Below are 8762 nucleotides of genomic sequence, written 5' to 3' on the forward strand. Positions count from 1 at the left end.
TTCCAGTAGTAATCGCGCGGAAAACAACGAAGTTGCCTGGACCAGCGGCGATGGCGGGGCCGGTGCATAGTGCGATGATCTGCCCCGGGTCGGTGGGGTTCCGGTAGTAATCCAACGAAGTTCGGGATGTGCGCTGGTAGAGGGTGATTCGACGGTTCAGGGAAACAGGGGCTGGCTCAGGTGTCGCGGCCGAGGTGGCGGTAGATGGTTTTGCGGGAGACGCCGAAAGTTTGACCGATCTGGGCGACGGTGTATTTGCGTTTGCCGCGGTGGTCGAGTTCGTCGTACATCTCGCGGGCCTTGAGCGCCTGCAGCTCGGTCAGCGCCGGTGGCCGGCCGCCGACCCGGCCGCGGGCTCGCGCTGACTCCAGTCCTTCGAGGGTGCCCTCGCTGATCAGGTCCGCGGTCATCTCGTCCATCGCGGCGATGACGTGGAACAGGAACCGCCCGGCGGGGGTGGTGGTGTCGATGCCTTGTTTGAGCACGATCAGGTCGATGCCGCGTTCGTCGAGCTGGGCGGCGAGTTCGGTCATGTGCCGCACCGACCGGAACGGCCGCGACAGCCTGGTGATCACCAGCTCGTCGCCGCGGCGCAGATACTCGAAGCACTTGTCCCACTCCGGGCGCCGTGCGAGTTTGCCCGATGCTTTGTCGATCCAGATCCGTTCGCACCCGGCAGCTTCGAGTGCATCGATCTGGGAGTCGTCTTTCTGCCCGCGGGTCGACACCCGCGCGTATCCGAAGCGGCCCATGCCGCGAACTGTCCCATAAAGGGCTGACATGTTCCGGTTCCGTCCCGTAGTTTCCGCGCACGGGTTGTGTCCCAAATTGTGGGGTGTGTGAGCTGCGGGTTTCCGGAGCGAGTCGGCGCCAATGCTGTTGAGACTCAAACGATCATTTTCGACCCATTGCACCTGGGCTCCCCTTCGAACATCGCAGCGAAACTTAGACAAGTATTGCAAATTTAGACTCAAGATCTATAGTGATGGGTGGTTGGAGGTCCCTGGCCTCGTCCGGCCCACACAGAGTCCTGTCCATAGTCCGAAGATCCGGGCCGAGTGTGGGTTCACTATCGCTCGCACCAGCGTGGGTGCGAGCACTGCCGGAAGGAGTTGGCTCAATGAAGAACAAGATGGGCCTGTTCATCGTCACCGCTTTGGTGCTCGGGGTCACTGCGGGTCTGGTGTTGCACTACCAGCTCCCTGGTAGCCGTGCGGACGTCGTTCATGTCCTGGACACGGTCACCCACCTGTTCTTGAACTTGATCAAAATGGTGATCGCGCCGCTGATCTTCGCGACGATCGTCAGTGGCATCACCGGCATGGCCAGGACCAAGGGGCTGGGCTCGTTGTTCGCGCGCTCGATGGCGTGGTTCCTCTCCGCGTCGCTACTGATCGGCGCCTACGGGTTCCTGATGGCCCACCTGATGCAAGTCGGCACCGGCCTGAACCTGACCGCGACCGCCGGCGGGTCCGGGATCGACACCAAGCCACTTTCCCCGTCGAAGTTCATCGAGGACCTGGTCCCGCAGAGCTTCATCCAGGCGCTGGCGACGAACAAGCCCATCCAGATCTTGGTGTTCGCGATGTTCTTCGGGCTCGCGCTGCTCGCCGTGAAGTCCGCCCATGGAACCTCCCGCCTCTCCGATGCCATCGACGAGCTGACCAGCGTGATGCTCAAGCTCACCGGGTATGTGATGGTGCTGGCCCCGATCGGTGTGTTCTCCGCTGTTGCCGCCGCGTTCACCGCGCAGGGCCTGGACGCGTTCGCCACCTACGGCTCGCTGATCGTCAGCTTCTATGCCGCGTTGGCGGGCCTGTGGATCGCTCTCGTCGCCGCCGGGGCCCTGTTCCTCGGCCGAGCCGTCTTCCGGCTGATCCGCACCGTCCGCGAGCCGATGTTCATCGCCTTCGCCACGTCGAGCACCGAGGCCGCGTTCCCGAAGATGATCAGCTCCCTGACCTCCTACGGTGTCGACCGGCGTACCACCGGCTTGATTCTGCCGCTGGGATACGCGTTCAACATCGACGGCTCGATGATGTACATGACCTTCGCCTCCGCGTTCCTGGTCAACGCCTACAACATCGACATGAGCATCGGCCAGCAGATCCTGATGTGCCTGGTCCTGCTCGTCAGCAGCAAAGGTATGGCCGGTGTGCCCCGCGGCGCACTGGTCATCGTCGCCGCGGTCGTTCCCGGCTTCGGTATCCCCGCTGCCGGTGTGGCCCTGCTGCTGGTGATCGACCAACTGCTCGACATGGGGCGCACCGCCACCAACATCCTCGGCAACGCCGTCGCCGTGGCCGTTCTCGGTCGCCGACCGGCCGCCGACAGCCCTTCGGCCAGTGTTACCAGCGATCCTCGAACGGAGGCCGATACGCGGGAGCTCGTTCGGTAACGGCCACCACGACAACCATCCCCTAGCACCGATAAGAAGGGCAGAGACTGCAACCATGAGTGACGCGTCCACCACGACCGACCCATTCCTGTACGACCGGTCGGGTCGCCGCTACGACCTCACGGACCCGCGCTGGCGCGGTGATGACGGCACCCCGCTGGGGTTGAGCGCCCTTCCCGGTATCACTCCTGATCAGATCGTGACCTCGGAACGGTCGATCTGGCGCTATCAGGCGGCGATCCCGGTCGATGCGCAGCACCGTGTCAGCCTTGGCGAGGGCTGCACCCCGATGGTGCCGCTGGACTGGGACGGTCGGCGGGTGCACTTCAAGCTCGAGTGGTTCAACCCGACCTCGAGCTTCAAGGACCGCGGGGTGGCGGTGATGGTCTCGCACCTGGTCGGTCAGGGCACCAAGCGCGTGCTCGAGGACAGCTCCGGCAACGGTGGCTCCTCCGTCGCGGCCTACAGCGCGGCCGCCGGGATCGGAGCCAAGATCATCGTGCCGGAGTCGACCTCAGCCGCGAAAATCCTGCAGGCCCGCGCGTACGGTGCGCAGATCGAGCTGGTCGGGGGCACCCGCGATCAGGTCTCGAACGAAGCGATCCGCCAGTCCGAGCAGATCGCGTATGCGAGTCACAACTGGCACCCGCTCTTCTTGCAGGGCACCAAGACCGTGGCCTACGAGATGTGGGAAGACCTCGACTTCAGCGCCCCCGACAACGTGGTTATCGTCGCCGGCGCCGGAAGCAACATCCTGGGCTGTGACATCGCATTCAGCGAGCTGCTCGTCGTGGGCCAGATCAAGCACCGGCCGCGGCTGCTTGTCGGGCAGCCCGAGCACTGGGCCACCATCGCGGACACGGTCAACGGTCTCGACCCGGCCGCCCGCGGAGAGCGAGTACCCACCATCGCCGAGGGCGCCTCGATCGCCAACCCGACCCGCCTGCCCGAGGCCGTTGAGGCGATCCGCCGATCCGGCGGCGCAGCTGTCGCCGTCCCCGAAGAGGCGATCCGGGCAGCGGTGCGCAAGCTCGCATCCCACGGCCTGTACGCCGAGCCCACCAGCTGCGTCGCGATCGCGGCGCTGGACCACTTCATCGCCGACGGCACCATCGGCGCCGGCGAGACCACCGTGGTCGTTCTTACCGGCGCCGGAGTCAAGTCCTCCGAGAAGATGACCACCGTCTTCGACCTGGACATCAACAACCACCCGAGCTAAGGAGGGGTTCCGCGTGAGCACCGAGGACGGCAGCAAGGCCAGAGACGACGGCCGCAGAAAGGACAGCGGGAGCGACACCGCCGCAGATGACGAGCACCTTCTCGTCGAGGCGGAGAAGATCGCGAGCGCGATCGGGCGGATGTTCCCCGGGTTGTGCGAGGTGGTGCTACATGATCTGCGCAGGCCTGAGCACGCCATCCGCGCCATCGAGAACAACCTGTCCGGCCGGCAGGTGGGCGATTCGGCCACCGAGCTCGGGCTGCGTCGGATCGCTGACCCGAACTACCCGAGCGTGATCCAGAACTACCCCAACCAGTTCCCCGACGGGCGGCCGGTCAAGAGCACCTCGATCGGCATCAAGAACAGGGAGGGACGCTACGTCGCGGCGCTGTGCCTCAATCTCGACGTTTCGTCGTTGTCGCCGTTGACTCTCACCCTCGCGAACCTCGTCGCGACCGAGGTGGAGCACCGCGGCGAGGTCCTGGAAACGCTGCGCGACCGGACCGCCCGCGAGCTGCGCGAGGCCATCGAGGCATTCGCCGCGGACCGGTCCAACACCCCACGGGGCCTGCCCCGGGACACGAAGCGCGAACTCGTCAAACAGCTGCGCCGGGACGGCTTCTTCGACTCCCCCAGCTCGGCGCAAACCATCGCCGACCTACTCGGCGTCTCTCGCGCCACCGTCTACAACTACTCCAAGTAACACCAGAATCCATTCACCACCTACCGCGAAAGGTCTCCCTGGAAATGACCACCCCCACTGCCGATATCCAACTGCGCGACAGTCCCGATCTGCGACCACCATTTGGGCATTACTCCCACATCGCAGTCCACGGTGGGCTCGCCTACATCTCCGGTCAACTGCCCGTCGACCAGGCCGGCAACAGCTTGGCCGGGCAGCCCTTCCACGTCCAGGCCCGGCAAGTACTGGACAACCTCGACAAATGCCTGGCCACCGCCGGCACCGACAGGACCCGGCTGGTGTCGGTATCCGTCTACGTCACCGACGTTGCGGCATGGCCCGCCCTCGACACGATCTATGCCGAGTGGATCGGCACGCACCGCCCGGCCCGCGCAGTCGTAGGCGCCAACGAACTGCACTACGACTCGGCCATCGAGATCCACGCCATCGCCGCACTCACCTGAAACAGCGCCGATCTGCACATGCGTTCGAGTTTCCTCGAGTCGGCCCGCGTAGGCCATTGGCCCAGACGGCTTCGATCTCGGCGATCTCGGTCAGCACAGTATTCAGGCTGACGTTTCCCGGACTCGACCTGAGTGCCAGTTCGCGAAACTCTGTACGGACACGGATTTGATACCGCACGCCCCTTCCGCAGTTCGATGAGGGGACCGCGGAAGGGGCCCAACCCTCGGGAGGACCTACGCATCGATGGCCTGCTCGAACAGAGCTGCACCGCCCGTCGGTAGGACACCCGAGCGCCCGGTTTCCGGGGCCATGTCGACAGGCGGCAGCTCAACGCGGGCACGCCATCGGTAAGGAATGCGGCGACCGTCCAGCAGCCGCAGCAACAGCCGCGCTGCTGGTCGGCAAGTTGTCGGCGTTGCACGATCTGCACGGCCCGCGCCGCGAACCGGTACCACGGGGCGCAAGTGCTGGTGGTCGACATGGACCCGCAGGGCAACGTGACCAACACACGAGCGCCTGGACTCCTGGCGGCGGAAAGACCGGTGCCGCGGCTGGGCCGCTGTGTCCGCACTCCACGAATCACCCACCCTGCGGGCGGTAGCAGGCTCCCCGCGCCGCCGAGGCCAGGCAGCCGGAAAGAGCAGGTGCCGTGGACATGATATGCCTGCGCACATACGCCGATAGGCGGGCGACGTCTTCATCGAGCACCGGGGAGCCCTGCGCGCGCAAATCAGCAGCTGGAACCCCTGATCGCCCCACTCGGCCTGGTCGAAAGGTCGCGCTCCCCGACCTGCATGTCGGCAATACCGCCGCAGTGCGCGCAGAACAGTGACCGCACATGGAATGATCAGAAGAGGGTGTCGCGGACTCGTAGTGGCCGGTAGCCGGTCGGGCCGAGCGCGGCCAGCTCGGCGGCGATGTCGACCTCGATTGCGCCGAAGAAGTTGATGTTCTCGCTGTGCGCCGGGGAGATGTGGGCCAGTACATCGGCGTCGATGCGGCGGCCCTGACGCCGCATCTGATCGACTGCGAGCCCGTAATACTCTGTGGTCCAGGCGATCACCGCGTTGGTGGCCAGGGTCAGGCACCAGGCTTGTTCGGTCTGGGCTTCCAAGTGACGGGCACGGAAGGCCCCTTCGTGGGCGTAGATGAGGCCGCGTTTGAGCGCGTGGATGGATTCGCCCTTGTTGAGCTGGCGCGAAATCTTGCGCCGATAGTCCGGATCGGTCAGGTAACGGGCGGCGTAGATGGTGCGGCGCATCGCGCCGTACTCCTTGAGAGCCGCCGCGAGAGCGTTCTGCCGACCCGACGCCGACAGCTTGCCGACCAGCAGCGACGCGGTGGCATGCCCGAACTTCAGCGACCCGGCCAACCTGAGCAGGTCGTCGTAATGCTCGGCGATCAAATCCAGATTCGACTTGCGTGTCAGCAGCGGCCCTGCATGCGGGAACCGCGCGTCGGCATCGGCACGCGGCACCGGCCGGTACAGGGTGATCTTGCCCAGGTCCCGGATGCGCGGGGACAGCTGCATCCCGAGCAGATCGAACAGCGCGAAATTCACCAGAGTGACCCCGTGGGTATCTGTCGCGTGCTCGGTGATCGGCAGATCCGTTGCGTTGCCCAGGATTTCATCGAGGACGTAGTGGGCTTCGCGGCGGGTGGTGACGATGACCTTGGTGCCGTAGGTGGTGTGCTGATCGGTCACGTGGGTATAGGTCGACAGGCCCTCCTCGGCGAAGAAGTGATTCACCGCGCGGGCGGTGGTTGATTTGCCGCGTGTGGGGAACCGCTGCCCGTCCGAGGACGACAGGGTGCCGGTGCCGAACACCGTGGTCAGCGGCAGTCTCTGGTGGTAGCCGATGATCGCCAGGTTCGCCGCGCGCAGCGTCTCCTCCCGCACATACCACTCTGCGGTCCAGGCCAGGATGTCGTAGGAGATCCCCGACGCCGCGGCCATATTGGTCAATCCGAGGTTGGTCGAGTAGGCCAGCAGGACCGCGATCAGATTGCGTTTCAACTCCGGGCTGCGGGCCTGCTTACCGCCCGCGTGGGTGAAACAGTCCAGGTAGCCGGTGCGTTTGTCCAGCTCGATCAACAGCGACACGATCGGCGCGAACGGCAGCATCTCGGTCAGCTCGGCCTTCAACTCGATGGCCTCGGTCGGGATGTCCTCGGCGGTCAAAGGGGAGATCACCAGATCACCGGCCTCGTCCAGGCGCACCGGTCCGTCACCGGCGGCGAGCATCTGTTCCAGCTCGGTGACCGCCGCATGCCATTCGTCGGTGAGTGCGGCCAACGCGGCAGCCGGGTCGGCAGGTTTGTCGACCAGACGGCAGAATTCGGCCCGCTGCGGCTGCCACTGCTCGGGCGTAAGCAGGTAGGCGGCCGGATCGGCGTAGCGGCGCGATCCGGGCACGAACACATCCCCGGTGCGAAGCCCGTCGCGTAACCCGAGCAGCACGCACAGCTCCCAATAGTGCCGATAGGCAACCGTATTCCCTGTCTTGCGCGCCTCCTCGAGATAGCCGCGCCACTTGGTCGGCACGAACCCCGTTGGCGCGTCGTCGAACACCTTCCGGCGACCGGTCGCATTCAGTTCGCGCAGCATGTCCACCGCGATCAGCAGCTCCGTCGCCGCGGTACCGCCGGCGAACCGGACCGCCGACAACACCGCCGGAGTGAACTTCCGCAGATACGAATACGACGAATCCAGAGCGGCCAGATGCCCATGATCACGCGGCAACCGCGGCTTGGCCTGCACAATCGCGGCCCGCAACCGCTCCAACCCGATACCCCCACCCCGGATCAACCCGCCCACATCCTCGTCCGGGATCTGCGGGTCGATGAGGATAGCCAGCAGGTCATCCAGCAGCGCTTGCCGGTCCTCGCCGGTCTTGGCGCGGTCGGCCAGTTGCTCACGCATCCGATTCTCGGCGGCGCTGAACTTCCCCGACAGTGCCTGATCGAACAGCGCCACCACCTCATCGAGCACATCGGTGCCCGACTGCGCCAGCACCGTCAACAAGATCGGATACCGACGCTCAGGGTCACGCCGTTCCAGCGCTTGCCCAGTCAGGCGGCGACCCAGCGTGGCCAGAAACCGGCGACGTTCCGCCGGGAGCACCGACAGATCAAGGGTGTCCGCACCCAGACCTCGCACCAACCCCAGCTTCTCGACCTCGTTGCGCACCGCGGCCGCGGATGCCTCCACCGGGCCGGTCGCCAGCCACCGCAACCGTGACGCCCGGATCGAAGCATCGGTGACCAGCAGCGCGTCCAGCTCGGCGCACCGCTGCGGAGTCAGTTCGTGCGCGAGCCGATCGTAGGTCTCCCGTTGCGCCTGCTCACGCGCATGCACCACGCGGCGAACCACAGTGTCGGGACTGGGCCGGATCACCCGCGCCGAGATCAGATACTCACACCCCAACCGGAACAACAACGTCGGCGAATCATGCTCCATCGCCCGCGCCAACAAGAACTCGTCCAGCTCCTTCAACTCCATCGCCCCCGCCGGACGCCACCCCAAATACTGGGCCACCAGGCGCAGATGCTCGGTCCGCGTCTGCGCCCGCCGACCATACGAACGAATCAGCGACGCATCGACTTTCAACTGATCCGCCAACCGCGCCACCACAACCGGCGGCGCAGCGGCCACCTTGTCCGGCACGAACCCCAACCACGGCAGCGTGCACAGCACCACCGACAGACCCAGCCGATCCGCCGGTCCACGCCCCCGCACCGGCGCGACGAACGCGACATCGGCCGGGGTCAGCGTGAAGAACCGGAACAACTCCTCGCGGCTGACCTCCGGAAACTCCCGCAGACGCGCCAACTCCTCATCCGCGAACACCTGCGTCGCCACGAAACCCGACCTCCACCACGCCGACCAACCTCATCGGCAACCAAGCCAAGCACCAAACACGACGTTCCGCAGCCTGAACCAGCTATCACCGCGGGTCAAGGCAACTTCGTTGTTTTTCGCGCGATTACTACCGGAA

The 8762-nt window shown here is 65.5% G+C and carries 6 protein-coding genes; 4 read left to right on the top strand and 2 right to left on the bottom strand.

The window, feature by feature from the left end; translation table 11 throughout:
• Positions 1-176 precede the first annotated feature (176 nt).
• Entirely contained in the window at positions 177-752 is a 576-nt protein-coding gene (locus tag NA4_RS36080) for a recombinase family protein (protein ID WP_067480197.1), read from the bottom strand.
• A 368-nt stretch (positions 753-1120) separates the two neighbouring features.
• On the opposite strand from NA4_RS36080, the gene NA4_RS36085 reads away from it, so the two are divergent.
• Genes NA4_RS36085 through NA4_RS36100 form a run of 4 tightly spaced genes read left to right on the top strand, consistent with a single transcriptional unit; the run spans position 1121 to position 4763 of the window.
• Complete coding sequence (locus NA4_RS36085) at positions 1121-2398, top strand: dicarboxylate/amino acid:cation symporter (protein WP_067480200.1); 1278 nt, start codon at positions 1121-1123, stop codon at positions 2396-2398.
• 55 nt (positions 2399-2453) lie between these two features.
• Positions 2454-3617 (top strand): threonine synthase, encoded by a 1164-nt coding sequence (locus tag NA4_RS36090; RefSeq protein ID WP_067480203.1) that lies wholly within the window; start codon positions 2454-2456, stop codon positions 3615-3617.
• 13 nt (positions 3618-3630) lie between these two features.
• Positions 3631-4320: a helix-turn-helix transcriptional regulator gene (locus tag NA4_RS36095; RefSeq protein WP_067480206.1), complete on the top strand. Its 690-nt coding sequence runs from the start codon at positions 3631-3633 to the stop codon at positions 4318-4320.
• A 44-nt stretch (positions 4321-4364) separates the two neighbouring features.
• Positions 4365-4763: a RidA family protein gene (locus NA4_RS36100; protein ID WP_067480209.1), complete on the top strand. Its 399-nt coding sequence runs from the start codon at positions 4365-4367 to the stop codon at positions 4761-4763.
• Positions 4764-5611: 848 nt separating this feature from the next.
• On the opposite strand, the gene NA4_RS36105 is transcribed toward NA4_RS36100, so the two are convergent.
• Positions 5612-8626, bottom strand: coding sequence for a Tn3 family transposase (locus NA4_RS36105; protein WP_067480213.1), 3015 nt, complete (start codon positions 8624-8626; stop codon positions 5612-5614).
• Positions 8627-8762: the final 136 nt, after the last annotated feature.

Source organism: Nocardia amamiensis NBRC 102102 (assembly GCF_001612745.1).
GTDB lineage: Bacteria > Actinomycetota > Actinomycetes > Mycobacteriales > Mycobacteriaceae > Nocardia > Nocardia amamiensis.

Bases quoted from the DNA above. Each gene is read 5' to 3' on its own strand.
- NA4_RS36080 (WP_067480197.1), bottom strand. From the start codon at position 752: ATGGGCCGCTTCGGATACGCGCGGGTGTCGACCCGCGGGCAGAAAGAC.
- NA4_RS36085 (WP_067480200.1), top strand. From the start codon at position 1,121: ATGAAGAACAAGATGGGCCTGTTCATCGTCACCGCTTTGGTGCTCGGG.
- NA4_RS36090 (WP_067480203.1), top strand. From the start codon at position 2,454: ATGAGTGACGCGTCCACCACGACCGACCCATTCCTGTACGACCGGTCG.
- NA4_RS36100 (WP_067480209.1), top strand. From the start codon at position 4,365: ATGACCACCCCCACTGCCGATATCCAACTGCGCGACAGTCCCGATCTG.